The sequence below is a fragment of the Streptomyces sp. NBC_01013 genome (genome assembly GCF_045162765.1).
Taxonomy (GTDB): domain Bacteria; phylum Actinomycetota; class Actinomycetes; order Streptomycetales; family Streptomycetaceae; genus Streptomyces.
Genome location: NZ_CP108687.1, coordinates 1,861,057 through 1,886,297, shown reverse-complemented (window position 1 = coordinate 1,886,297; position 25,241 = coordinate 1,861,057). Strand labels below are relative to the sequence as shown.

23 protein-coding genes are annotated in these 25,241 nt (G+C 70.3%); 8 read left to right on the top strand and 15 right to left on the bottom strand.

Going from position 1 to position 25,241, the window contains the following annotated elements:
• The first annotated feature begins 92 nt into the window (after positions 1-92).
• Positions 93-659, top strand: a complete 567-nt coding sequence (locus tag OG538_RS08060) for a sigma factor-like helix-turn-helix DNA-binding protein (protein ID WP_406091556.1) — start codon at positions 93-95, stop codon at positions 657-659.
• Positions 656-826, top strand: coding sequence for a hypothetical protein (locus tag OG538_RS08055; protein WP_406091554.1), 171 nt, complete (start codon positions 656-658; stop codon positions 824-826). The genes OG538_RS08060 and OG538_RS08055 overlap by 4 nt, the downstream gene beginning before the upstream one ends.
• 7 nt (positions 827-833) lie before the next feature.
• Here OG538_RS08055 and OG538_RS08050 read toward each other — a convergent pair whose 3' ends face one another.
• The 5 genes from OG538_RS08050 to OG538_RS08030 all read right to left on the bottom strand — a co-directional run bounded on the left by OG538_RS08050 (position 834) and on the right by OG538_RS08030 (position 6,099).
• Complete coding sequence (locus OG538_RS08050; RefSeq protein WP_406091552.1) at positions 834-1,202, bottom strand: hypothetical protein; 369 nt, start codon at positions 1,200-1,202, stop codon at positions 834-836.
• A 110-nt stretch (positions 1,203-1,312) separates the two neighbouring features.
• On the bottom strand, positions 1,313-2,614 hold the full coding sequence (locus tag OG538_RS08045) for a BNR-4 repeat-containing protein (protein ID WP_406091550.1): 1,302 nt from the start codon (positions 2,612-2,614) through the stop codon (positions 1,313-1,315).
• A gap of 229 nt (positions 2,615-2,843) precedes the next feature.
• Positions 2,844-4,151 carry an ABC transporter substrate-binding protein gene (locus OG538_RS08040; RefSeq protein ID WP_406091548.1) on the bottom strand — a complete coding sequence of 436 codons (1,308 nt, stop codon included), beginning with the start codon at positions 4,149-4,151 and terminating at the stop codon, positions 2,844-2,846.
• Positions 4,152-4,252: 101 nt separating this feature from the next.
• A complete protein-coding gene (locus OG538_RS08035; RefSeq protein ID WP_406091546.1) occupies positions 4,253-5,173 on the bottom strand; it encodes a carbohydrate ABC transporter permease in 921 nt (306 codons plus the stop codon).
• On the bottom strand, positions 5,173-6,099 hold the full coding sequence (locus OG538_RS08030; RefSeq protein WP_406091544.1) for a carbohydrate ABC transporter permease: 927 nt from the start codon (positions 6,097-6,099) through the stop codon (positions 5,173-5,175). Before OG538_RS08030 ends, OG538_RS08035 begins: the two co-directional genes overlap by 1 nt.
• A 436-nt stretch (positions 6,100-6,535) precedes the next feature.
• Here OG538_RS08030 and OG538_RS08025 point away from each other — a divergent pair, with 436 nt between their 5' ends.
• On the top strand, positions 6,536-8,836 hold the full coding sequence (locus tag OG538_RS08025; protein WP_406091542.1) for an FAD-dependent oxidoreductase: 2,301 nt from the start codon (positions 6,536-6,538) through the stop codon (positions 8,834-8,836).
• Positions 8,837-8,897: 61 nt separating this feature from the next.
• On the opposite strand, the gene OG538_RS08020 is transcribed toward OG538_RS08025, so the two are convergent.
• Positions 8,898-9,686, bottom strand: a complete 789-nt coding sequence (locus tag OG538_RS08020; RefSeq protein ID WP_406091541.1) for an IclR family transcriptional regulator — start codon at positions 9,684-9,686, stop codon at positions 8,898-8,900.
• 211 nt (positions 9,687-9,897) lie between these two features.
• Here OG538_RS08020 and OG538_RS08015 point away from each other — a divergent pair, with 211 nt between their 5' ends.
• Entirely contained in the window at positions 9,898-10,608 is a 711-nt protein-coding gene (locus OG538_RS08015) for a hypothetical protein (RefSeq protein ID WP_406091539.1), read from the top strand.
• Between the two features lie 63 nt (positions 10,609-10,671).
• On the opposite strand, the gene OG538_RS08010 is transcribed toward OG538_RS08015, so the two are convergent.
• The 7 genes from OG538_RS08010 to OG538_RS07980 all read right to left on the bottom strand — a co-directional run bounded on the left by OG538_RS08010 (position 10,672) and on the right by OG538_RS07980 (position 17,717).
• On the bottom strand, positions 10,672-12,201 hold the full coding sequence (locus tag OG538_RS08010) for a glycoside hydrolase family 43 protein (RefSeq protein WP_406091537.1): 1,530 nt from the start codon (positions 12,199-12,201) through the stop codon (positions 10,672-10,674).
• 316 nt (positions 12,202-12,517) lie between these two features.
• Complete coding sequence (locus OG538_RS08005; protein WP_406091535.1) at positions 12,518-13,750, bottom strand: cytochrome P450; 1,233 nt, start codon at positions 13,748-13,750, stop codon at positions 12,518-12,520.
• A gap of 12 nt (positions 13,751-13,762) precedes the next feature.
• The gene (locus OG538_RS08000) at positions 13,763-14,971 is read right to left on the bottom strand and encodes a cytochrome P450 (RefSeq protein ID WP_406091533.1); all 1,209 of its coding nucleotides are present in this window, start codon (positions 14,969-14,971) and stop codon (positions 13,763-13,765) included.
• Positions 14,968-15,594 (bottom strand): GTP-binding protein, encoded by a 627-nt coding sequence (locus OG538_RS07995; protein ID WP_406091531.1) that lies wholly within the window; start codon positions 15,592-15,594, stop codon positions 14,968-14,970. Before OG538_RS07995 ends, OG538_RS08000 begins: the two co-directional genes overlap by 4 nt.
• Complete coding sequence (locus OG538_RS07990; RefSeq protein WP_406100024.1) at positions 15,572-15,898, bottom strand: DUF742 domain-containing protein; 327 nt, start codon at positions 15,896-15,898, stop codon at positions 15,572-15,574. Before OG538_RS07990 ends, OG538_RS07995 begins: the two co-directional genes overlap by 23 nt.
• A gap of 23 nt (positions 15,899-15,921) precedes the next feature.
• Complete coding sequence (locus tag OG538_RS07985) at positions 15,922-16,350, bottom strand: roadblock/LC7 domain-containing protein (protein ID WP_406091529.1); 429 nt, start codon at positions 16,348-16,350, stop codon at positions 15,922-15,924.
• A gap of 2 nt (positions 16,351-16,352) precedes the next feature.
• On the bottom strand, positions 16,353-17,717 hold the full coding sequence (locus OG538_RS07980) for an ATP-binding protein (protein ID WP_406091527.1): 1,365 nt from the start codon (positions 17,715-17,717) through the stop codon (positions 16,353-16,355).
• 1,044 nt (positions 17,718-18,761) lie between these two features.
• Here OG538_RS07980 and OG538_RS07975 point away from each other — a divergent pair.
• The 3 genes from OG538_RS07975 (at position 18,762) to OG538_RS07965 (ending at position 22,390) form a co-directional block, all read left to right on the top strand.
• Positions 18,762-20,168 (top strand): lipase family protein, encoded by a 1,407-nt coding sequence (locus tag OG538_RS07975; protein ID WP_406091525.1) that lies wholly within the window; start codon positions 18,762-18,764, stop codon positions 20,166-20,168.
• 120 nt (positions 20,169-20,288) lie between these two features.
• Complete coding sequence (locus tag OG538_RS07970) at positions 20,289-20,930, top strand: CatB-related O-acetyltransferase (protein ID WP_406091523.1); 642 nt, start codon at positions 20,289-20,291, stop codon at positions 20,928-20,930.
• 284 nt (positions 20,931-21,214) lie between these two features.
• The gene (locus OG538_RS07965; protein WP_406091521.1) at positions 21,215-22,390 is read left to right on the top strand and encodes a macrolide family glycosyltransferase; all 1,176 of its coding nucleotides are present in this window, start codon (positions 21,215-21,217) and stop codon (positions 22,388-22,390) included.
• An 89-nt stretch (positions 22,391-22,479) separates the two neighbouring features.
• Here OG538_RS07965 and OG538_RS07960 read toward each other — a convergent pair whose 3' ends face one another.
• The gene (locus OG538_RS07960; RefSeq protein WP_406091519.1) at positions 22,480-23,442 is read right to left on the bottom strand and encodes an electron transfer flavoprotein subunit alpha/FixB family protein; all 963 of its coding nucleotides are present in this window, start codon (positions 23,440-23,442) and stop codon (positions 22,480-22,482) included.
• Positions 23,443-23,498: 56 nt separating this feature from the next.
• Positions 23,499-24,284 (bottom strand): electron transfer flavoprotein subunit beta/FixA family protein, encoded by a 786-nt coding sequence (locus OG538_RS07955; RefSeq protein ID WP_406091517.1) that lies wholly within the window; start codon positions 24,282-24,284, stop codon positions 23,499-23,501.
• A 110-nt stretch (positions 24,285-24,394) separates the two neighbouring features.
• On the opposite strand from OG538_RS07955, the gene OG538_RS07950 reads away from it, so the two are divergent.
• Positions 24,395-25,117 (top strand): TetR family transcriptional regulator, encoded by a 723-nt coding sequence (locus tag OG538_RS07950; protein ID WP_406091515.1) that lies wholly within the window; start codon positions 24,395-24,397, stop codon positions 25,115-25,117.
• Positions 25,118-25,241 lie beyond the last annotated feature (124 nt).

The following is a 25,241-nucleotide window of genomic DNA, read 5'->3' as shown; positions in this document are numbered from 1 at the left end:
CCCTTCCCGAGGTCGCGGAGTGGTCGGGCGGCCGGCCGGGTGGCGCCGCCGTCGACCCCGCCGAGCGCGTCACCCTCGACGAGTCCGTCGGTATGGCCTTCCTCGTCGTGCTCGAATCGACGACGCCGGCCGAACGCGTCGCATTCATCCTTCACGACGTCTTCCGCTATCCCTTCGCCGAAGTCGCCGAGATCGTCGGCCGCACGCCGGCTGCCTGCCGTCAGCTGGCCTCATCGGCCCGGCGGCGCGTTCGCGACTCGCGGGCACCCACCACCCAACCGAGCCCTCAACAGGCCTCTCTAGTGAGGGAGTTCAAGCGGGCCTGGGAAGCCAAGGACATCGACGCCCTCGTGGTCCTCCTCGATCCGGGCGTCGCGGCGAGCGCTGACAGCGGCGGCCTCGCCCGTACGGTGCCCCTTCCGGTCGCAGGAGCCGCCCGGCTGGCGCGTGCCCCCGTCGGGCTGGTCGTCAGGCCGGGTGCCCCGACGATCGAGGAACGTCACGTCAACGGGCAGCCCGGCCTCGTCGCCCAGCAGGACGGGGCCATCGTGACCGTGTACGCGTTCGGGATCGACGGTGAACGGATCACGCACATCTGGGCCGTGCGCAACCCCGAGAAGCTGAGGCCGTGGACCGGGGGTGTGCTGTCAGGGGTATGAGCAGGTCCGGCGGGGTGGCGGTCGCCCCGCCCGAGTACCGGACGCTGTTGGTCAATTCGGGGCTCGGTGCCATCAACCTCGCCCGCATCGACGCCTGGCTCTCTGGTGCCTGTCATGCCCGCACGCGCGTCTCACACTGTGCGGCTCTTCAGCAGAGCGAGCGCTGAGCAGTGCTCACGGATTGATGGCCCCAGAACCGCTTACAGCTTTGCCGATGTCGGATGGCCAATTGGGCCTGTATCGGGCAACGAAGTCGGCGAAGTCCTCGCACAGGTAATGCGGGTCAGAGGGCTTCAGCCGTATCTGCTGGTGACCGCTGTGCACCCACCAGACCTCGAAATCGGTCACTGTTCCCTCGACAGGCCAGTCCTCGCTTCGCCGACGAGGCAAGAGCACGACGTCGACGAACCCTCCGACACTGAGGCCAATGTCCACGAAGACACCGATCGCCCCCGGCCTGGGCACCCGGACGACAGTGCCCGTGAAGACCTGACCGAAGCGCAGCTCGCCTTGCACTCGCTCCCACTCTGCTTCCGCCACCACTTACGCATCCTCGCACCTCAGCACAGGAGAGCCAGGCGCGAGCTTCAACTCACACCGGGCTCAACATCTGAATTCGCCAACAGCGCCCGAGTACCGGGTGGGGCGTGCCCTCAAAGCAGCCCGTAGTAGAGGGCGTTGTGCGCCGTGTCCGGGAGGTACAGCACGTCCTTCCCGTCCGAGTCACGGCGCACCGCGAGCCGGTCCGCGCTCACGCCCGGTGCGGCGGACAGCGAATCCCATGTGCTGCCCGACCGGGTCGCGGCGAAGACGCGGTCGGTGCCGGAGGTGGTCACGTAGTAGACGCGTCCGGCGCCCGTGTCGTCCCTGGTGATCCCGAGAGCCGCGGCCGTCTGGCCGCCGGCGTACACGGTCTGGCGGATCCAGCTGTCACCGCTCGGATACGCGTAGTACACACGGAAGTTGCCGCCACTGTCGGCCGAGCGGTAGCGGTAGGCGACCTTGGGAGTGGAGCCGTCGAGAGTGAGTTTGGCGCTCTGCACCGCCGGGCCGGTGTAGGCGTTGTCGATGCTCCACTCCTCACCTGCGGTGAGGTCCTGGATCACGTCGGACGTGCCGGGTGTCACCGGGGTGGCGACCGTAGCCCCCGCGCTGTCGGCGAAGGTGCCGGTCGACGGGTCGTAGCGCAGGTAGGAGAGCTGGTGCCGGAAGGCGGTCGCCGGGGCCTTGGCCCACTCGTACAGGAGGTGCACGCGCCCAGCGCTGTCCACCGTCAGGTCGTCGGGGTACACCGAGCGGTTCAGTGCGCCGGCGAACGTGGCGACCACGCTCCACTGCGCGGAGGAGTTGTCCCAGCGGTACAGGCGGCCGGGGCGCTGGTCGGAGCCGGCGCCGACGCGAGCGGCCAGGTACAGGTCGCCATTGGGTGCGGTGGTCACGACCGGGTAGGTGATGGCTTCGCCCTGGTCGGGCAGTTCGGCCGCGTGGTCCGTGACATCCCCACCGGGGGCCTCGGTGCGGAAGTAGCGCCACGGATTGGCGTGCATGGAGGTGAACACATGCAGGCGGCCACTGCCGTCGCGTGCGACGGACGGCTGGTTGTGGCCGTTGTCGTCGGGGAACTCGGCCTGCTGTCCGCTCGTGCCGAGCAGCGGCAGCCGGCTCCATACGCCGTCGGGGTCGCGACGCGCGATGGCCGGGCGATGGGTGGCAGCCGTCGTGCCGGGCTCGTTGAAGGCGAAGTACGTGTACTGGCCGCGGCCCTCGTAGGTGGCGGCGGGCGTCCACCAGGCTGCTTGGTTCGACGAGTCCATCGCGTACGGGACCTTCTCGATCACCGTCGCCGCGGCCGCCGAGGGCTCCGCGCTGTCGGCCTGGGCGGCCGGGCCGGGGGCGAGCAGGGCGGCCAGGGCCGCGGCCGAGGCGGCGTACGCGCGTGCCGTGGGACGTCGCAAGGTGGACTCCTTCGCGGGCGTGATGGCTGGGGGAACGGGGCCGGACCTTCGGCGGTCCGTTGCTCCGCTGTGCCGGAATTTACAACAGATCCCATATGGTGAACAGGGTATGCACAATGAGCGGTTGAGATACGCATGCAGGAAGTCTGATGCGGAATCATGGGGGCATGGCGAAGGGCTCGGTGCAGGCCGTCTGCCTTCACCGAGCCCCGGAAGACCGCTCGCCGGGTCAGCGCTTGATGAGCGCGGTGATCTCCTCGCCGGCCTTCTTCATCGCGTCCTTCGGCTTCGACTTGCCGACCAGTACGGCCTGGACCTGCTTGGCCACGGCCTCCTCCATCTGCGCGTTCTGCGCGAACTGCCAGAACGGGCTGCCGGTCGCCGTCTTGGTGATCTTCTCGGTCCACTCGGTGGTGAAGGTGTCCTCGGCCACCTTCGGGTCGGCCAGTCCCGCGGTCGTGGACGGCGGCAGGGCCCGCGTCGCGAAGTACTCGGAGGTGGTGGCGAGGTCGGAGGTGGTGTGCAGCGCGAACTGCGTCGCCGCGTCCTGCCCCATGCCGTTGACGATCGCGATCACACCGCCCCAGAGCAGTGCCTGCGGTGTGTCTCCGGCGCTCAGCACCGGTCGCTTCATCGGCTGCATGGTGTCGGCCAGCGTCTTGTCCTTGGACTGGGCCGAGGTCACGCCCTTGCCGATGACGGCGTCGTCGTAGAAGGCGGCCTTGCCCTGCCCGAACAGGGCGCGCGCGTCGAACCGGTCCACATCGGCGGCGATCAGCTTCGCGTCGTGCAGCTTCTTGTACCAGGTGACCGCGTCGACGGAGGCGTCATCCCCGATGGTGACCTTCCCGCCCTCCATCAGCGTGCAGCCGAAGGTCTGCATCCACGGGAAGATGTCCTTGAGCTGGGCGACCTTGGTGGCGGCGGCGTAGGGCACGACACCGCCTCCGAGCCCCTTCAGCGCCCGCAGCGCGTCCTCGAACTCCTCGACGGTGGTGGGGTGCTTCCTGATACCGGCCTTCTCCAGGAGCTTGGAGTTGGCTATGACACCGATCGACCCGGTGTTCCACGGCAGGCCGTACTGCTTGCCGTCGTACACACCGCTCTTGAGCGCCACATCGGTGTAGCCGCCCTTGGGGGCCACGGAACCGAGATCGGCGAGCTTGCCCATCTGCGCCACCGCGGCGAGCCAGGCGATGTCGAGGTGCACCGCGCCGGTCGTCTCCCCGCCGCCGAGCTTGAGGGTGAGCTGGCTCAGGTACTCGTTGTACGGGTAGGAGACCGCGCGGACCTTGGAGTGCTCGGCCTTCTCCCATGCGGCGATGATCTTCTCGATCGAGGGCCTGGCGGCCTCCTCGTTGAGCGACCACGAGGTGAAGTCGAAGTCCTTGGACTTCGTGTCGCCTCCGTTGGAGGAGCTGCCGGAGTTGGACGGTGCCGGCGCGCAGGCACCGAGCGCGCCGACGCCGGCCACACCGAGCGCGCCGATACCGAACATGCGCAGCGCGCCGCGGCGGCTGATGCCAGAGGTGGTCATGGTGTCTCCATGGGGAGTGGGCGGGAGGGAGATGCGTGGGGGAGGGCGGGGGCGGATCCCGCGGGTTCGGTTCGCGACCCAACTGCGGATCCCGCGGGCTCTCAGCTCTTGACCGAGCCGGCCGTCATGCCGCCGACGAGGTAGCGCTGCAGGAACATGAAGGCGACGACGACCGGGACGGACACCACGAGCGAGGCGGCCATCAGCTCGGGCCAGGCGGCCTGGAACTCGCCGATGTAGGTGGAGACGAGGCCGGGAGGCAGGGTCTGCTTCTCCTTGTCGGCCAGGGTCACCGCGAAGATGAAGTCGTTCCAGCCGCGGACGAAGGCGAACAGCCCGGCTGCGATCATTCCCGGCGCGGCCAGGGGCGCCACGATGGAGTGCAGCGTCCGCCACCGGGACGCGCCGTCGATGGACGCGGCCTCCAGGAGGGCGTCCGGGATGGTGTCGAAGATGCCCTTCAGCATCCAGACGCACAGCGGCATCGTGAAGGTGGTGAAGGACAGCACCAGGGCGGTGTACGTGTTCAGCAGGCCGAAGCTGGAGAAGACGGCGTACAGCGTCACCAGCAGGAGCGCCTGGGGGAACATCTGGGAGGCCAGCACCATGTGCATCAGCGAGCGCCGCCCGCGGTAGCGGAACTTGGAGAACGAGTACCCCATGTACGTGGCGACGACCACGCTCAGGACGGCGGTGATCGAGGCCACGACGAGCGAGTTGACCAGGTACGTGATCAGCTGGTCGTTCTCGGCGAGAGCCGTGAAGTTGCTGAAGGTGATTTCGGTGGGGATGAGCCTGGGCGGGAACTGGAAGGCCTGCTCGGGGCTGCTCAGGGCGGTGGCCAGCAGCCAGTAGACCGGCAGGAGGCCGAAGGCGCCGATCACCAGGACCGCGGTCCAGGCGGCGATCCGTGAGCGCAGCAGATCCTTGCGTATCCGGCGGCGGGCGCTGGGCCCGGCGGACGTGGCGGACCGCTTCAGCCGGTCGGCGCCGGACAGCGGGGTGGAGGTCGTGGAAGTCATCAGGCGTCGCCCTTCCGCTCGGTGATCCTGAGGTAGACGACGACCAGGAGCAGCAGGAGCAGCATCCACAGGCCGCCCAGCGCGGTCGCCCGGCCGATGTCGAAGCCCTTGAAGGCGGTCTGGTACACAGCGGTCGCGAAGGTCTCGGTGGCGCCGGCCGGGCCGCCGCCGGTGAGCACGTAGATGGTGTCGAAATGCTGGAAGTTCCAGATGAACTCCAGGAGCAGCACGATCGAGGCGACACCGCGGACCTGCGGCCAGGTGACGGCGAAGAAGCGCCGGACCGAGCCCGCCCCGTCCATCGAGGCCGCCTCGTGCAGCTCTCTGGGCACGGTCTGCAGACCGGCCAGGAGCATCACCATCATCCAGGGGAAGCTCGCCCAGGTCTTGGTGACGATGACGGCGAGCATGGCGGTGCCCGGCCGGCCGAGCCAGGACACGGACTCCTCGATGATCCCGGCGTCCATGAGGATCCCGTTCAGCACGCCGTAGTTCGCGTTGAAGATCCACATCCAGAGGAAGGACACCACTACGCCCGGGATCACCCACGGGAACAGGAAGAGGCCGCGCAGGAAGCCGCTGCCCTTCAGGCCCGTGTTCAGCGCGAGCGCCAGTGCGAAGCCGAGCACGAACGGGGCGAGTGTGGCGCCGACGGTGAAGACCAGCGTCTGCTTGAGGATCGTGAGGAAGTCGCCGTCCAGCCAGTAGGCGAAGTTGTCCAGGCCGACGAACTCGCGGCCCGGCAGCCGCAGGTCCTGCTTGAAGAAGCCGGTGAACAGGGCCGACAGCAGCGGATAGAAGATGATCGCGGCGAACAGGGCGAGCCCCGGTGCGGTCAGCAGCAGTGCGAACGCGCCGTTCGAGAGCCGTCCGCCGGTCCGCTCGCGGGGTGGAGCGGCCTTCTGGGGAGGTGCGGCCGTACTCATGGGTCTGTCCTCTCGAACGGGGCGGGAGCGGTGATGCTGGGCGTGGCGCGGTAGGTCGTGCGCCGTCGGGCCGGTACGCCGTGGCCGGGCGTGGGCGGTGAGCCCCCTCGTCCCCTGCTTCGACCGAGGTCCTGTCTGAATGCCATGCATGCTCCATTGAACGCAAGTTGCAGCATGCGGGATCGTTCTCCATATCGTGCGAAGGCGTCAACCCCATTGGTCGGTGAATCACCACTTCTGTGCTGAGCCGATGTGGTCGGCGCACCTGCCGTGAGCTCGATCAACGGCCCACGGCGACGGTCTCGTCGACTGCGCCGGAAACTTACAACACATCCCACTGACTGAACAGTGGTTGCACAATATGGATGTGATGTACGTTCATGGTCGCTCCGCTGCGGCGGAGAGAGTCCGTGCTTCACATCGAGGAGGCCGCCCCGTGCGGGAAGAAGAGGTCCATTACGACATCGCCGTCATCGGCGGTGGACTGGCGGGGACCTGCGCAGCCATCGCCGCGGCCCGCCTCGGCCGGCGCGTCGCCCTGGTCAACAACCGCCCGGTGCTGGGCGGCAACGCCAGTAGCGAGGTCCGGGTCTGGGTCTGCGGAGCCACCGCCCACGGCGTGCACCGCTGGGCCCGGGAGACCGGCGTCATGGGCGAGCTGTACACCGAGAACCAGTACCGCAACCCCGAGGGGAACCCGTACTACTGGGACCAGGTGGTCCTCGACGCGGTCCGGGCCGAACCTGGCATCGACCTGTACCTCAACACCGACGTGCGGGAGGTCGACGCGAGCGGTCCGGACGACGCGCGCGAGGTGCACTCCTGCACCGGCTGGATGATGGGTTCCGAGCGGCGCATCACCTTCCACGCCCGGCAGTTCCTCGACTGCACGGGCGACGGTCTGCTCGGCCACCTCGCGGGCGCCCGCTACCGCATAGGCCGTGAGGCGCGCGCGGAGTTCGACGAGCCCTGGGCGCCCGAGGAAGGGGACGAGGCGCTGCTCGGGTCGACGATCCTGTTCCACACCAAGGACACGGGCCGGCCGGTGAAGTTCGTGCCGCCCGCGTACGCCAGTGACCTCACCACCACGCCCATCCTGCGCAACCGTGTGCTGCGCACCGGCGACAACGGCTGCGACTACTGGTGGGTCGAGTGGGGCGGCGAGATCGACACGGTCCACGACAACGAGCGCATCCGCGACGAGCTCCAGGCCGTGGTGATGGGCATCTGGGACCACATCAAGAACTCCGGTGAGTTCCCGGACGCCGAGAACCTGACGCTGGAGTGGGTCGGCAGCCTCCCGGGCAAGCGCGAGTACCGCCGCTTCCTGGGCGAGCACATGCTGAGCCAGCAGGACGTCCTGGAACAGCGGCAGTTCGACGACCGTGTCGCCTTCGGCGGCTGGTCCGTCGACCTCCACCCGGTACAGGGGATGTACGCCGACGAGCCCGGCGCCCGCCAGCGCTACGCGGACGGCATCTTCCACATCCCGCTGCGCTCCCTGTACTCGGTGAACGTCACCAACCTCCTGTTCGCCGGGCGCAACATATCCGCCACCCACATCGCCTTCGGCGCCACCCGCGTGATGGCCACCTGCGCCACCCTCGGTGAGGCCGCGGGCACGGCCGCCGCGCTGTGCGTCGCCGAGGGCGTCAGCCCCCGCGAACTCACCGCGACCCGCCCCGAACTGGTGCGCCGCACCCTGCTGCGGCAGGACGCCTCGGTGATCGGTCTGTCCGACGACGACCCCGACAACCTGGCGCGTACGGCCCGGGTCAGCGCCTCGTCGCACCTGAGCCGTCTCGCCGCTGAGCCGACGCCTGCCGCGCCCGGCGAGCCGTACCCGCTCACCCGCGACCTCGCGCTGCTGCTGCCGGTCGATCCCGCGCTCGACGCGGTCGACCTGCTGGTGCACGGCGCCCCGGGCGAGCGGCCGGGCGAACTCACCGTGGAGCTGTGGAGCACCGGCCGCCCCGAGAACGCCGTCCCGGTCGGCCATCTGCTCACCACGGAGGTGACCGTGCCGGCCGGCGGCCCCCACTGGGTGACGGCACAGCTCGGCCACCGTCCGGCCGCCCCGGAGAACGTCGTCCTGATCGTGCGCGCCTGCCCGGGCGCGGCACTCGTCCTCCTCCCCGTACGCACCGACGGCGTCCTCGCGCTGCGGAGCAGGGCCGAGGGTGACGTGGCCGTCGACCACGACATTCCCGAGGAGGACGGCCAGCTGGTCCTGGAGTGGCAGGCACGCGGCCTGCGCCGCCGGACCTTCGGTTTCCGGGCCACCCCGGAAACCGCGGCGTTCCTGCCCGAGCGGGCGGTCGGCGGTTTCCAGCGCCCCTACGGCGGACCGCAGATGTGGTCGTCGCAGCTGCCGGCCGCCCCCGGCCAGGCGGCGCAGTGGCTGCGCCTCGACTGGGAGGAGGCGCGCCGGCTGACCGAAACGCGCGTGGTGTTCGACGACGACGTGGACGAGTACCTCAACAACCTGCACCGTCACCGGACCCCCTTCGAGGTCATGCCGGAGCTGGTTCGCGACTACCGCATCCAGAGCCGCGATCCGGACGGCAGCTGGCGCACGCTGGTGACGGTGACGGGCAACCGCCGCCGGCACCGCATACACGATCTGCGCGGCGAGGACGGCAGGCCCGTGAGCACCGACGCACTGCGGCTCGTGGTGGACGCGACGCACGGAGCGCCGCACGCCCATGTGATCGCGTTCAAGGCGTACGGCGCGTAGGTGCGGCGCGAGGGGCCCGGTACAGGTCGACCGATCTGTACCGGGCCCCTCGCGCGCCGGCTCAGACGGCGCCCAGCGCCTGGCTGATGGCGTCGGCGGCTTCGATGACCTCGCGGATCAGCGCGAGGCGCTGCCCTTCCTCTTCGGCGTGCCCGCCGAGGAGGGAGGTGGGGCCCCACAGGGAGATGGCGGCCACGACGTCCCCCGAGGCGTCGCGGACCGGTGCGGCGAGGGAGGCGCGGCCCAGGGCGCGCTCTTCGGCCTCGACGGCGTAACCCGTGCGGCGGACGGTGTCGATCTCGGTGTCGAGCAGGTCGTGGCTGGTGGTCGTGTAGTCCGTGTGCGCCGCGAGCGGTTCCGGGAGCAGCGTGCGGCGCTCCTTGGGCGTGAGCCCGGTGAGGAGGCACTTGCCGATGCTGGTGGCGTGCAGCGGGGCGGTGTGTCCGGCCTGCGTGTACGACTTGGGGGCGCGCGCTCCCTCGAAATTGCACAGGAACATCAGCTCGGTGCCGCGGCGGATGGCCACGTTGGCCCCCAGTCCGGTGCGGGTGGCGAGTTCCTGCAGGACCATGCGGGCGGCGCGGTGGACGGGGTGGCGATTGGTGGCCGTGGCGGCCAGGGGGAGGATGCCGAGGCTGAGCCGGTAGAGGTTGCTGACCGGGTCGCGCTCGACCATGTCGAGGCGTTCGAGGGTGGACAGGAGGCGGGAGGTGGTGGAGGAGCCCAGCCCGGTGAGTTCGGCGACGTCGGAGACGCGTAGTTCGGCGCGGCCGGAGTCGAGTGCGCGCAGCACCGAGACTGCTCGTTCGACGCTCTGGTTCGTCCCGGCGTCGGTCGCCCGAGTAGCCATGACCCTCCTCGTTTTGCACATCGCTTGCACAATCTGCATCAGCATATCGCGTCGCTGCGAGGGCCGACCGCGAAATCCGCTGACCCGCGGGCGGCGCGAATGGGGGTCGAACGGTCGGTCCGGGACGGGCCGGACAGGGCGGATCGCGCCCGTCACGGCCGGACCTGACTGCCCGCGGCCGACGGTCGCAGGCGGGCCATAGGGTGAGCGGATGAACGGACTGGACGTGGGGAAGCCGCGGGCGGCACTGCCTGCTCACATGATCGAGGTCGGGGCCGACCCGCTGGACCGGCCCGCCCGTGACTCCGTCGGCGGGTGGCCCTTCCTCGACGCAGCGCAGGAGTGGCCCTCGTGTTTCTGCGGGGAGAAGCTGGCTCTGCTCTTCCAGCTCGACGTGCCCGCGGACCTGGAGCCCTTCGGCGGGGACCATCTGCTCGTCTTCCATTGCCGGGCGCACAACGACGCCTCCGAGCCCGCGACGGCCGGTGGCCGCCTCGTCCCTCAGTACTGGGACGCTCCGCAGGTGCCCTACCCGCGGCCCTTCTGGCGCATTCTGCTTCAACGGCAGGCGAATCGTCCGGCCGCGGATCCCGAACCGTCGGTGTGCGCGCTTCCTTTGACGCTGCGGTCCTTCGTGGACGCCCCCGACGCGCGGGGCATCGGAGCCCAGGCCTTCAAGCTGGGCGGCACGCCGTCCTGGGCGCAGGATCCCGAGTACTACACATGCGCGTGCGGCGCCGAGCTGGAGTACCTCTGCCAGGTGCCGGAAGGCATGGAATTCGCTGTCCGCCCCGGCCTGCCGGAGCAGCCCTACAGCGTCCGGGCCGACACCTACGGGATGTTCCTCGGCAACGAGGTCTATCTCCTGGCGTGCCCGGCCCACTGCGACCCGGCAGCGGTCTGGCCGGTGAACCAGAACTGAGGGCTGCACAGTGCGGGCGGACGGAACGCGCGCCCTCCCCGGGCGCGCGTTCCGTGCCCGGCGTCAGGCAGGGCGCAGCCCGAACCAGTCGAATGCCGCACTGCCCCGGGTCGCGTACATGCCGACGACCCGACCGGTGAACCCCCCGGCGACCTCCGTCGTGAGGTAGCGGCCGTCCAGTGCGGCGAGTATCTCGAAGTCGCCCTCGGCCGTCTCGTACCCCAGATGGAAGGTGTCGGGCCCGCCGACCCGGAGGCCGGGCGGGGCCGTCGCCTCCGGGTCCGTGAGGGAGGGGGGCAGGGTCACGGTGGAGGTGACGTCTATCCGCAGGGTCAACGGGCCTGTCGGCACCGTCCGTTCGGCCACGCTGTGGCTCAGTGGGCCGATCCTCGCGACGACGTGGACCGTACCGGCGCCGTCCGTCTCCACGCGGTAGTGGTGTGCCTCGTCGAGCCGTGCGACGAGCCCGCCCAGGCCTCCCGGGGCGACGTCGATCCGCGTACGGGCGGTGCAGTCGGGGTCCTGCTGGCGCCGCCCCACGAAGAGCGCGCCGGGCATGTCGAGACTGTCCGCGCGGGCGTGGAGCACCAGGTGCCCCGGGCGCTCGTCCAGGCGGACGGCGGCCGGGTCGTGCCGCCTCAGCGACACCCAGCACGGCGCGAGCGCGGGGGAGTCGAAGTCGTCCAGGTCCGCCTCGTCGGGCCACGGGTGCGGGGACAGTGCGGGAGCCTCGGCCCGCAGGTCCACCGGCCCCGGCAGCGGCCACTCGTCCTCCCAGCGGACGGGCGCCAAGAAGGTCTCCCGGCCCAGACCGTGGTACTTGGGGGTGTCGCCGCGGGGCCGGGTACCCAGCAGCACCATCCACCAGGTGCCGTCATGCGCCTGTACGAGGTCCCCGTGGCCGAGGTTCTGCACCGGGTGGCTCGTGCTGCGGTGCGAGAGCACGGGGTTGTCCGGGTGCGGTTCGAACGGCCCCGGCAGGCTGCGGGCCCTGGCCACCGACATCGCGTGACCGCGCTCGGTGCCGCCCTCCGACAGCAGCAGGTACCACCAGTCGCCGATCCGGTACAGGTGTGGCCCTTCGGGGTACTGCAGACCGGTGCCGGACCACAACGCCACCGGCTCGTCCAGCACGTGGCCCGTCTCCGGATCGATGCGCACGGCGCGGATGCCGTCGTCCGAGTACACGCACCAGCAGGTGCCGTCCTCGTCCCAGGCCAGATCGGGGTCGATGCCGGGTACGCCGACCGACACCGGGTCGGACCAGGGGCCGGCGGGGTCCTTCGCGGTCACCAGGACGGTGCCGGCGTCGGTGACCACGGTCGTGATCATCCAGAAGCGGCCGTCGTGGTGCCGCAGGGTGGGCGCGTACACACCGCACGAGGCCGGAACCGTGTCCGGCAGCTCCAACTGGTCCGGCCGGCCGAGCGCGTGACCGATCAGCCGCCAGTTCACCAGGTCGCGGCTGTGCCACACGGGCACCCCGGGCACGTACTCGAAGCTGGACGTCGCCACGTAGTAGTCGTCGCCCACCCGGCAGATGCTCGGGTCCGGACTGAAGCCGGGTATCACGGGGTTGTCGAAGAGTGCCATGTCCGTCCCAGGGTGTGACCGGGTGGCGGCAGCGGTCGCCCGCCCGACCGCCACAATCGTCGAAGCGCTTCGAAAGTGGCATGCGGGCAGTGTGCTGTCAACGGTCGCCGGGTGGGCCGCCTCCGGGCGCAGGTGTGGGGTGGGCGCCGAGGCCCCGGACCGGACCCCGCATCGGGGTCCCCCTCCTCCATGCCTGCGGTGGCCGGCGCGAAGCAGGAACGGGCTCCGCACGGGCCCGCACCACTCGCGTGGTGGGGACCCGTGCGGAGCCCGCTCGTACCGTTTCGCGCCGTGACGCGCCTGCCGTGACGCAGGGTCAGCCGGCGGCCGGGCGCAGGCGTACCGGGAGGGTCTGGTGGCCGTTGCTGATCAGGGAGGGCAGCGGTTGCAGCTCGGCTGCGGGAACGGCGAGTTCGGCCTCGGGGAACCGTTCGAAGAGCTGCTGGAGCGCGGTCGCGATCTCCAGGCGGGCGAGCGGGGCGCCGAGACAGAAGTGCACGCCGTGGCCGAAGGCCAGGTGTTCCTTCGTGGGCCGGGTGACGTCGAAGAGGTCCGCGGAGTCCCCGTGCAGGCCGGGGTGGCGGTTGGCGGCGGCGTAGGAAGCCAGGATCGCCTCGCCCCGGGCGATCGTCTGTCCGTCGGGCAGGGGGATGTCCGCCAGGGCGAAGCGCATGGGCAGGTGCTTGACGGCGGGCTCGTGCCGAAGGGCCTCCTCGACGACGCTGTTCCAGTCGGCGCGCCCGGCCCGCAGATGGGCCAGCTGCGCGGGATCGCTCAACAGGGCGCTGATGGCCTGGTCGATCACGTTGACGGTGGTGTCGTATCCGGCGGAGACCATCAGGAGCAGCGTGTCGCGCAGTTCGTCGTCGGTGAGGGCGCCGCCGTCCCCCTCGTCGTCGCGGGAAGCGATGAGGAGCGAGGTCATGTCGTCGCCGGGATCCGCGCGCTTGGCCGCGATCAGTCCGTTGAGGGCCCCGTACAGCGCGGCCGTGTTCGCGGTGGCCTGCTCGACGGTGAGAGTGGTGTCGAAGACTCCGTCGACCAGCGTGCGGAAGCCGTCGAGCTGGTGCTCGGGGACGCCCATGAGCTGTCCGATCACCGCGATCGGCAACGGATAGGCGAGGTCCTTGCGCAGGTCGGCCACTTCACCGGCAGGGCGGGATTCGAGGTCGTCGAGAAGCGTGGCGACGATCTTCTCGACCGATGCGCGCAGGTCCTGGATACGGCGGGCGCTGAACGCCGGGGCCACCATCCGCCGGAGCCGTCGGTGGTCGCCTCCGTAGGCGGTGAACATGTTGCTCACGGCGACCCAGAGGGCCAGCGGCCAGGTGGCCACGGTCTCGGCGAAGGCCGGCCAGTGGGCGCGGGCGTCCTTGGAGACCTCCGGACTCGTGAGGAGTTCCTTGAGGAGCGTCGGGTCGGTGACCGACCACGCGGTCACACCGAGAACGTCCACACGGGTGGCCGGACCGCGATCGCGCAGCGCCTGGTATTCGGCGTGGCGGTCGGAGCCGGTGGGATCGAGGACGAGTATGGGCTGCTCGGACATGGTGTCTCTCCTTCAGCGAGCGGTGGCGAAGCGGACGGGGAGGGATTCCAGGGCGCGGTGGAAGGGGCCTGGACGCCAGCGCAGTTCGGCGGCGGGGACGGCGAGATCCATCTCCGGCAGGGCGTCGAGCAGACAGGTCACCGCGGTCTCGGCGATGAGGTAGGCGTGGGAGCGGGCCGGGCAGGTGTGCGGACCGATGCTCCAGGCCAGGTGAGCACGGTTGCCCGAGATCCCGGCCGGCCCCTGGGTGAGTTCGGGGTCGTTGTTGCAGGCCGCCATGGAGATGACGACGGGCTGGTGGGCCGGGAGCAGGAAGCCGTCGATGTCCGCGGGATAGGGCGGATAGGTGATGCAGTAGTTCGCCATCGGCGGGTCGGTGTACAGGACGGTGTCGAGCGCGTCGCGCACCGTGGACTGGCCCGCGTGCAGCCCGGCGGAGAACTCCTCGTCGGTGAGGATCTTCAGCTGGGTGTTGGCAATGAGGTTGGTCAGCGGCTCGATACCGGCGCCGTAGAGGGTGACGAGCTGGTGGCTGAGCTCCTCGTCGGTCAACTCCGCCGGGTGGGCCAGGAGACGCGAGGTGATGTCGTCCGCGGGATCGCGCCGACGGAGGGCGACGAGGTCGGCGAGGGCCTGGCCGAGGATCTGGTTGCCCTGATGGGCGTCGGTGGTGTCGAAGATGCGCGCCATCCCGTCGGCGATACGGGCCCCGATCTCGTCGGGGCAGCCCAGCAGAGCACTCAGGATCCGGAAGGCGATCGGCCAGGCGTACTGGGTGAGCAGATCGGCGCTGCCGGTGGTGAGGAAATCACCGATGGACTCCGAGGCGATCTTCTCCACCTGGGCGCGCAGGTGGTGCTGGTCGACGGCGTTGATGGCGGCGGTGTTGGCCGAGCGGTAACGGGCGTGTTCCGCCCCGCCGTTGCGCAGGGCGTTGGGGCGCCACTCCATCATCGGCCGCACCGGGCACGAGGCCGGGACCTGCTGCTCCCAGATGCGCGGGTCGGGCGGGAAGTACATGGGGTCGTTGAGGATGCGGCGCGCCTGGCGGTAGCCGATCACCAGTGTGGCCGGGATGCCGGGGGACAACTCCACGGGCACCAGGGGACCGTAGGTCCTGCGCATCCGCTCGTAGGCGGCGTGCGGGTCGGCGGCGAAGCCCGGCTCGTACAGAGCGACCCTGCCCGGTGCGACCGGGGGCACGGAGCTGGCGAAGGTCATGGGGTGGGCTCCAGGGAGAGGGCTGCGCGGTGCGCGATCAAGTACTCCGTGAGCGTGATCAGGGCTTGGAGGGCGGAGGTACGGTCGCGTGCGTCGCAGGTGGTCAGCGGCGTGTGAGGGTCCAGGGCGAGGGCCTGGCGCAGTTCGTCGGGGTCGTAGACGGGAGCGTCGGGGAAGGTGTTGATCGCGACCGCGTAGGGGATGCCCTCGCTCTCCAGCAGACTCAGAGCCTCGTGGCTCGCCTCCAGATCGCGGGTGTCGGCCAGGACGAGGCAGCCGAGAGCGCCCTGTGCGAGGTCCTCCCACAGGGGCTGGAAGCGGACCTGTCCGGGGAGTCCGAACAGATACAGGGCAAGGGCACCGCCGGCCAGGTGGATGCGGCCGAAGTCCATGCCCACGGTCGTCGTGGTCTTCTTCGGTGTGCCGCGCAGATCGTCTATCCCGACGCTGTCCTCGGTGATCGGCTCTTCCATCCGCAGCGGCCGCACCTCGGACACACTGCCGATGAGGGTCGTCTTGCCGACGCCGAATCCGCCGGCGATCACGATCTTGGCGGACCGGGTCACCGTGGCAGGCACGTACGAGACGGTGTTCGCCGTGTCAGACCAGTTCTCGCAGTCCATCAAGCACCTTCTGCAGGAGGTCGTTTTCGGGCTGATCGTTCACAGCGGCCGCCGGGCTTGCCAGATGGCCGCTGTCCATGAGGGAGGAGACGAGGATCCGGATGGTGGAGGGCGGCAGCTGCAACGCGGCGGCGATGTCCGCAACGGCCAGCCCGCCACCGCCCACGACGAACAGGCTCATCACCCGCCGGGCGTCGGGCCCGAGCTCGCCGGTGGGGCTGGGCGCGGCGATGACCACGCTCTCCAGAAGGACGTTCCGGCGCGGGCGGACCCGTCCGCCCGTGCGGACGTAGGGCCTCACCATGTCGGGGTCATGCCGCGGACCGGTCATACGGCGGTGCCTCCGTCCGGATGGAGGACGGGCCTGCGTTCCGTGGTGCCGAGCTGCTCGCCCAGGCGGACCACCAGCAGCGCCATGTGATGGCTGATCAGACCGACGTCGGCGTGGGGTCCCGTCGTGACGACCGAGAGCATCGTGTTCTGACCGGCCGCCGTCGTCAGGCCGATCCGCTCGACGCTCTCGATCAGTTGCTGGCGCACGCCGTTGCCACCGGTGAAGGCGTCCCACGCCCGGCCCGAGGCCCGCAGCGAGGCGGTCAGGGCGGCCAGCTTCTCGCCGTCCTCCTGACCGATGGTCTGCGTCCGGGCCTTGAGCAGGCCGTCGCCGCTCATCAGCACTGCGTACCGGACGCCCTCCACGGATCCCAGCTGCTCGTCCAGCAGCCAGCCCAGGGCGTTCGAGTGGGTGTCCGACATGATCAACGTCCTTCGTCAGTGCTGGCGGTGTTCTCGTTGTCCCGGCTGCGGCGGCTGCCTGCCATCCACGCGGCGGCCACGGCGGGGGTTCCCGGCTCCACGGGAGCGGGGCCCGGGCGCGTCCCGGCGGCGGGCCCCGTCTCGTCGGCCGGGCGCGCGGTGCGCCGCCGGACGGTGAGCCCGCTGGCCGTGGTGGACGTGGCCGCCGGCGCCGGCGCCGGTTCCGGGGCGGCGGCCGGGCGGGCGGCCGGCATGCTCTGCACGGACGACGGACGCGGAGGCTGGGGCGTCGTCAGCAGGGCCTGGGGGAGCACGATGATCGCGCGGGTGCCGCCGTACAGGTTGGGCGCCGTCAGCTCGACACGGAAGCCGTACTGGTCGGCGAGCACGGACGCGACGCGCAGTCCGGTCTGCGGGTAGGCACCGAGCTGGGTGATGTCGTCCCGCTGCTTGCCGGACATCACCTCGCGCGCCCAGGTCAGCCGCTCGTCCTCGATCCGCAGTCCGGCATCGTCCACGACGAGGAAGGCCGCGTTCGCCCCGTGCTCCAGCGAGACGTGTACGCGGGCGTTCGGCGGGGAGTACCGCAGCGCGTTGTCCAGCAGCACCGCGAGAGCGTGGACGACGGCTTCCACGGCGCGGCTCTGCACGGCGAACGATTCCAGGTCCGTGTGCTGGATGCGCTGATAGCCCTCGACCCGGCCCATGGCCGTGCGGACGACGTCGGTGAGTGTGGTCGCCGGCCAGCGACGCGACAGCTTGTCGCCGGCCAGGACGCCGTACCCGGACGCGGTGAGCAGCATCTGCTGGGCCAGGTGGTCCATCTCGACCAGCGTGGCGTACGCCTCGTCCGAGACATGGCGGCGCACGCCGGCGCTGATCGCGCTGCTCAGCTTCGCGGCCCGCTGCACGGTGCTGGAGGCGAAGGCGCGTACTGCTGCCCGGGCCACGTCCACAGACTCCTGCCGTGCCTGGGCGATGCGCTGCTCGGCTTCAGCCCACACCTGCGCGAGCTGGTCCTGTGCGGCGTTCTGCGCCAGTTGTTGGGTCTGATCGATGGCGGAGCAGGCCTGACCCGCGACAGCAGCGAGAGCACCCGCCATCTGGGTGTGCACCAGCTGGGGCGGAACGGCCAGGTCGGGATGATAGGTCTGTCCGGCCCGGGTATGTGCCGCGGCGGCCGGAATGACGGTGTGCGCGATGTGTCCGGCGAACTGTTCGGCTGCACGCAATTGCTGCCCGAACTGTTCGATGTGCTGCTGGAGGCCGTCCGCGCGGCGCTTCTGGGCGCGGGCCTTGAAGTGGAAGTAGAGCGTCGCACCGGCGCCGGCCGCCAACGCGGCGATGATCAGTATCAGTTCGGTCATCAGGCCCTCACGAGAATCGGGGAGACGGTTCCGGTGCGTATGTCTCCGGTCGGGCCGTGCTGCTCGCCATGGGGGTGGGATTCCATCGTGTCTGTACTCCGTAGTGCCCGGGTTCGGGGGTCTGTTGGCTGCCTAGACCGACTGCGGGGGGACGGGGACGGGGGTGGAGACGGTCGGCTCCGGGCGGCGGGTCGGCAATCGGCCGACTTCCCTGCCGCCGTGTACGCGGGAGGGAAGGAGGTTCCCGGGCGTCCGCGAGATGGCGGGTTTCGGCGCGCGCGCCGGTTTGCGGCGGGGCCTGCCCGGGTGCTTCCTCGCGGTCCGGCCGGCGGCACCTCGCGCTTCGCAGGAGCCCTCGGGAAGCTTCCGCGAGGCTGTGCGCTGCTGTTTCCGGATGTATCAGTAGCGTCCGGCCGGGCGGGAATGCCGCAGTCGGCCGTCTGCCGGCGATCTAATCGTGTGGCCGGCGAGATGGGCATGACAGAACTCTAGTTGGAATAAGTCATGTTGCGCACGGGGCTCCTGTGCCTGATGGGAGATGTTGTTGTGAATTCGGCGATTTCTCAACCATGTTGAGGGCCGTCGAATAGCGCGGAAGACCGTGTGTGAGGGCTCCTTGCTGCCCAGCATCCCGGGGAGAACCGATCAAAGCACCTGCGCGGAGGGGGAGTTCGGCGGGTGGCTTTCGGGCCCGTGCTGGTGAGGGCGGACTCGTTCACCTCTGCGCCGGCCCCCGCGCCGCCCGCCGGCCGGATGCCTCTCCGTGGGTGCCCGGACCATGACCGCAGGGGTCCGGTGCTACCGGCGTCGGTGTGGACCGACGCGTGGTGGGGCCGGCCACTCATGCGGGCGGGGATGGGGGGCGAGGGCGACCGGCGTGCCGGGGCTGTCGCTACCGCCCTGCCGGGGGCGCGAGGTGTCGTCCCCTGCCGAACGCCGCCTCCACGACAGTTACCACAGCGTAACTTACTGACGGGTTACCTTCGGTAAGGGCCGCTGCTAGCTTGCGTTCACCCGCATTCCGAGCAGAGCGAGGAGTGAGCTGTGAGCCGCAAGAGCACCCGTTCGCCTTCCACCTCCCCCACGACGTCCCCCATGGTTTCCGCTGCACGCGGGCCACGCGCCGGTGGCATGCGCGCGGTGGCCGTCGCCGTGACCGCCGCGGCCTGTGTGGCCGCGTACGCCGCACCCGCGTCCGCCACCGACGGCGCGCAGCCCGTGGTGTCCCGGGGGGTCACCATCCCCGACTTCTACAACCCGCCGGCCCAACTGCCCTCCGCGAACGGCGCGGTGATCCGCCACGAGCCGCTGCCGCTCGGGCTGAGCCTGCCGGGTCTGGACGGCCGTCCGATGCCGGGTACGGCGACCCGGCTGATGTATCGCTCCACCGACTCGGGCGGGCAGGCCGTCGCGGTGACCGGCGCCTACATCGAACCCTCCGCCGCCTGGAAGGGCTCCGGCCCGCGTCCCCTGGTGGCGCTGGCCTCGGGCACCGTGGGCCAGGGCGACCAGTGCGCACCCTCCATGACCCTTCAGCACCCGCTGACCCTGAGCGGTGAGACCGTGTCGGTCGGCTACGAGACCCTGGCCATCTACCGGCTGCTCTCGGCAGGCGTCGCCGTCGTGGTCACCGACTACGTCGGCCTCGGCACGACGGACCGGCTCCACACCTACGTCAACCGGCTCGACCAGGGCCACGCCCTGCTGGACGCGGCCCGCGCCGCACACCAACTGCCCGGCACCTCGATCACGGCCGACTCTCGCACCGGTCTGTACGGGTACAGCCAGGGCGGCGGAGCCAGCGCGTCCGCGGCCGAACTCCAGCCCTCCTACGCACCCGACGTCAAGCTCGCCGGCACCTACGCCGGTGCACCGCCCGCCGACCTGACCGCGACCATGAAGGGCATCGACGGCAGCGCCCTCGCCGGCGCCCTGGCCTGGTCGATCAACGGCTTCGCCCAGGCCGACCCCGATCTGAGGAACGTCGTCGAAGCCAACGTCAACGACGCCGGCCGGGCCGCGCTGAAGGACGCCTCCACCATGTGCGTCGGCGATGCGATCTTCGGCTACGGCTTCACCAAGAGCACCAAATGGACGACCAGCGGGAAGTCCCTCGGCGCCGTCATAGCCGCCGAGCCGAAGGCGCAGGCCGCCCTCGACAGGCAGCGCATCGGCACCCTGAAGCCCACCGGCCCGGTGCGCCTGGCCACCGGTGTGCAGGACGACATCGTCCCCCACGCCCAGGCGCGCCAACTCGCCGTGGACTGGTGCCGCAAGGGCGCCGACGTCACGTACGACGCCATCGTTCTGCCGAACCTCGGGGACAAGCTCCTCACCAACCACATGGTCCCGCTGATCACCGACCAGGGCGATGCGATCTCCTGGATGACCGACCGCCTCTCGGGCAAGGGCACGTCGTCCAACTGCTGGACGATGCCGCTCCAGCCCTGATCCCCGGCCGGAGTGCCGGGCGGCCTCCTTCCGGGGCCGTCCGGTAAACCGTTGTCACCGCGGGGCGGCGGGCACGATCATGGACCGGTCCTGCCCGCCGCCCGTGAGGAACCGCACGACATGTTGGTACCGGCCGATCCGACCGTCCTCCACCCGATGCCCGGCCAGCCGCGAGTGGTTCAGCTGCGCCCTCTGGTGAAGTCCCCGCTGATCGAGGTGGGGGAGTACTCGTACTACGACGACCCGGACGACGCCACCGCGTTCGAGACCCGGAACGTGCTCTACCACTACGGCCCGGAGAAGCTGGTCATCGGCCGGTTCTGCGCCCTGGGCACAGGGGTGCGGTTCATCATGAACGGCGCCAACCACCGCATGGACGGCCCCTCCACCTTTCCGTTCCCGACGATGGGCGGATCGTGGGCGGACCACTTCGACCTGCTGACCGGGCTGCCCAACCGGGGGGACACCGTCGTCGGTCATGACGTCTGGTTCGGTCACGGCGCCACCGTGCTGCCCGGGGTGAGCATCGGGAACGGCGCGATCATCGGCGCCGGTTCCGTGGTCACCAAGGACGTGCCGGACTACGGAATCGTCGGCGGCAACCCGGCCCGCCTCCTGCGCACGCGCTACGACCAGGAGGACGTCGCCCGGCTGCTCGCCGTGGCCTGGTGGGACTGGCCGGCGGAACACATCACAGCCCATGTGCGCACCATCATGTCGGGCACCGTCGACGCGCTCGAAGCCGCCGCCCCGTCCGCGTGACGGTGGCTGCCCCGGTCCGTCGAAATTCCATGTGCGCGGGCCGGGGCAACCGGCTATCGTCCTTCGCATGTTCTTCCAGCAGCTCTACGGCTGACGCAGGGCGGGGCAGTGCCCCGACTCCGTCCGGTATGCCCAGTGCGCGACCACGACCCGGCCCCCGGGCCGCAGCGGTCGACGCGCGCGGGTGCGCCGTGTCCTTCCGGGCCTCTCGTGCGGATCAAGCTGGGCTCACGCCTGATCCCGACGAAGGGCTCCCGCCGCAGACCTGAATCGAGTGATCTTCCATGTCACGTCGCCGTGCCCACATCGCCATGATCGGCATCCCCGCCGTCAGCCACGTACTGCCGGGTCTCGAAGTCATCCGGGAACTGGTGGCCCGCGGCCACCGGGTGACGTACGCCAACGGCCCGGCCGTGGCCGACCGGATCGAGGCCACCGGTGCCGAATTCGTCCCCTACGGTTCCGTCCTGCCCGTGGCCGACAACAACTGGCCCGACGACCCCATCGGGGCGATGAGCCTCTTCCTCGACGACGCCGTCCAGGCCCTTCCTCAGCTGAGGGCCTTCTACGACGACGATCCCGCGGACCTGTACCTGTACGACATCGGCGCGTACGCGGCGCGTGCGCTGGCCGAGTCGCAGAAGCGTCCTCTCATGCAGTTGTCCCCGACCCTCGTCGCCTGGAAGGGCTACGAGCAGGACGTGGCGGCCCACCTGTGGGCGCTTCCCGGTGCCGACGCGTACCGGGCGAAGTTCACCCGGTGGCTCGCCGGCTGCGGCGCGTCCACCACCGACATGGACGCCTTCTCCGGGCGCCCCCAGCACACCCTCGCCCTGATCCCCCGGGCGATGCAGCCGCACGGGGAGAACGTCGACACGGACACCGTGACGTTCGTCGGCCCCTGCTTCGGCGGGCGTGCCGCCGAGCAGACCTGGGCCCGCCCGACGGACGCGGAGCGGGTGCTGCTGGTCTCGCTGGGTTCGGCGTACACCAACCGGCCGGAGTTCTACCGCCAGTGTCTGGCCGCGTACGGGGACCTGCCCGGCTGGCATGTCGTTCTGCAGGTCGGCAGGCACACCGACCGGGCGGAGCTCGGTGCTATCCCCGACAACGTCGAAGTGCATTCCTGGGTACCGCAGTTCGCGATCCTGGAGCAGGCGGACGCCTTCGTCACCCATGCCGGGATGGGCGGCAGTTCCGAAGGGCTGTACACCGGGGTTCCGATGATCGCCGTACCGCAGGGTGCCGAGCAGTTCATGAACGCCGACCGGCTCGTGGAACTCGGCGTCGCCCGCCGCCTCGACACCGCGGACGCCACCGCCGAGGCGCTGCGTACGGCACTGACCGAACTTCTCGCCGATCCGGAGGTCGCCGGCCGTTCCGCGCGGCTGAGGGCCGAGGCGCGGGCCGAGGGCGGCACCCCGCGGGCGGCCGGCCTCATCGAGGAACTGCTGGGCTGATCGACCGGAAACGGCCCGGGGCCGCGCGGTGGGTTCCACCGTGCGGCCCCGGGCCGTTGGCCGTGCCGTGTGCGTGTGTGGCCGGCGGGTCAGCCCTTGCGGGCGGTGATCTCGCCGGTGAGCTGCGGGACGACGTTGAAGAGGTCGCCGACGACGCCGTAGTCGACGAGGTCGAAGATCGGGGCCTCGGCGTCCTTGTTGATCGCGACGATCGTCTTCGAGGTCTGCATGCCCGCCCGGTGCTGGATGGCGCCCGAGATGCCCGAGGCGATGTACAGCTGCGGCGAGACGGACTTGCCCGTCTGGCCGACCTGGTTGGTGTGCGGGTACCAGCCCGCGTCGACCGCCGCACGCGAGGCGCCGACCGCGGCACCCAGCGAGTCCGCGAGCGCCTCGATGACGTGGAAGTTCTCCGCGCCGTTGACGCCACGGCCGCCGGACACGACGATCGCGGCCTCGGTCAGCTCCGGACGCCCCGTCGACTCACGCGGAGTGCGGGAGAGGACCTTGGTGCCGGTGGCCTGCTCGGAGAACGAGACCGTGAGGGCCTCGACCGCGCCGGCGGCCGGTGCCGGCTCGACCGGGGCCGAGTTCGGCTTGACCGTGACGACCGGGGCACCCCTGGAGACACGGGACTTGGTGGTGTACGAGGCGGCGAAAGCGGACTGCGTGGCGACCGGACCCTGATCACCGGCCTCCAGGTCGACGGCGTCGGTGATGATCCCGGAGCCGATGCGTACCGCCAGACGGGCCGCGATCTCCTTGGCCTCCGCGGAGGAGGGCAGCAGCACGGCAGCCGGGGACACCGCGTCATAGGCGGCCTGGAGCGCGTCGACCTTCGGCACGACGAGGTAGTCGGCGAACTCGGAGGCCTCGGCGGTCAGCACCCTGACCGCGCCGTGCTCGGCGAGCACCGCGGCGGTGTCCGCCGCACCGGCGCCCAGAGCGACGGCGACGGGCTCGCCGAGGCGGCGGGCGAGCGTCAGCAGCTCCAGGGTGGGCTTGCGGACGGCACCGTCCACGTGATCGACATAGACGAGAACTTCAGCCATGGGACTTCAATCTCCTGCGTGTGCGAGGTAGGCGGGGGTGAGGGAACAGCCGGGGCTCAGATGAACTTCTGGCCGGCCAGGAACTCGGCCAGCTGCTTGCCGCCCTCGCCCTCGTCCTTGACGATCGTGCCCGCGGTGCGGGCCGGACGCTGTGCCGCGGACTCGACCGCGCTCCACGCGCCGGCCAGGCCCACCTCGTCCGCGTCGATCCCCAGATCATCCAGATCCAGCGACTCGACCGGCTTCTTCTTCGCCGCCATGATCCCCTTGAACGACGGGTAGCGCGCCTCGCCCGACTGGTCGGTCACCGACACCACCGCCGGCAACGACGCCTCCAGCTGCTCCGACGCCGAGTCGCCGTCACGACGGCCCCGCACGACACCGCCCGCCACCGACACCTCCGACAGCAGCGTCACCTGCGGCACACCCAGACGCTCCGCGACCAGCGCCGGAACCACACCCATCGTGCCGTCCGTCGACGCCATCCCCGAGATCACCAGGTCGTAACCCGTCTTCTCGAGCGCCTTCGCCAGTACCAACGACGTACCGATCGCGTCCGTACCGTGCAGATCGTCGTCCTCGACGTGAACAGCCTTGTCCGCACCCATCGACAACGCCTTGCGCAACGCGTCCTTGGCGTCCTCCGGACCCACCGTCAACACGGTGACCTCCGCATCGTCCGCCGCGTCCGCGATCTGCAACGCCTGCTCGACCGCGTACTCATCCAGCTCCGACAGCAGACCGTCGACATCCTCACGATCCAACGTCAGGTCATCGGCGAAATGCCGGTCACCGGTCGCGTCGGGCACGTACTTCACACAGACAACGATCCTCAAGCTCACGCCGGCTCTCCCTGTACTTCGTGGTGACTCTGCGACGACCCTATGATACCCAGTACCCCGCGTAAAGGTACTCAGTGCCGGATATGCGTTTCCGGTGCTACGTTTCCGGCATGACCGATGACCGCGGGCCGGCCAAGAAGCCCCCCATGCGTGACGTGCTCGCCGAGGCCGCCTTCGCACTCTTCATGGAGCGCGGGTTCGAGCGGACCACGGTGGACGACATCGTTGCCAGCGCGGGGGTGGGCCGGCGGTCGTTCTTCCGCTACTTCCCTTCCAAGGAGGATGCAGTCTTCCCCGACCACGAGCGGTGCCTCGCGGACATGACCGCGTTCCTGGACGCGGCCGGGGAGGGCGAGCCGGTGGAGGCGGTGTGCGAGGCGGCCCGGCTGGTCCTGCGGATGTACGCGGAGAAGCCGGAGTTCTCCGTACAGCGCTACCGGCTCACCCGTGAGGTGCCCGGCCTGCGTACGTACGAACTCTCCGTGGTGCGCCGCTACGAGCGGACCATGGCCGGGTATCTGGAGCGGCGGTGGTCGGGGGCTCCGGACGCGGCCCTGCGTGCCGAGGTGATCGCGGCCTCGGTGGTCGCGGCGCACAACAACGGGCTGCGGTCCTGGCTGCGTTCGGGCGGACGGGGTGATGCGGGCGCAGAGGTGGACCGGGCGCTCGAACTGGTCCGCTCCGTATGGGGGGCGGCGGTCGAGCGTCCCCCCGCGCCGGCCGCCGAGGACGAGGTGATCGTGATGATCGCGCCGAAAGGTGCCCCGATGTGGCGGGTGGTGCAGCGCATCGAATCGGCACTGGGAGAGGAACGAGGCCCGACTGAGAGGTAGTTCACTCGGCGGTTCACCACTCCTCGGCACTCAGTACCTTTACTTCGTGGAACCAAGTGCCATACGGTGCCGAAGTGCCGTCGCCGCAGGTGCGGCGCACCGAGCCGAGCGCGGGAGGCCGAGA